The organism is Corynebacterium striatum ATCC 6940, from assembly GCF_000159135.1.
GTDB classification, from domain to species: domain Bacteria; phylum Actinomycetota; class Actinomycetes; order Mycobacteriales; family Mycobacteriaceae; genus Corynebacterium; species Corynebacterium striatum.
The window spans coordinates 1-202 of sequence record NZ_GG667603.1; the positions used below are offsets into that span (position 1 = coordinate 1).

A 202-nucleotide genomic window follows, 5' to 3' on the forward strand; every position below is an offset into this window, starting at 1 on the left:
AACCAACACCATCGAAAAAACAACAACATTGATCCTTAATAAGGCTGGCAAATCCAAAAATTACTATACAAAGAAAAATCACAACCACCCCCCAACCCGACGGGGCAAAATAAAGGGGGCAGCCAAACCACAAAAAATGATTCACGCAATCTCAATGCATACCAAACAAATAAACTTAATTATTTACAATCGCGCCCCAAAA

General features: G+C 38.6%; 1 protein-coding gene. It reads left to right on the plus strand.

Annotated elements, in window-relative coordinates; translation table 11 throughout:
- On the plus strand, window positions 1-202 hold a 202-nt coding region (locus tag HMPREF0308_RS14090), incomplete at both ends, for a hypothetical protein (RefSeq protein WP_211205712.1).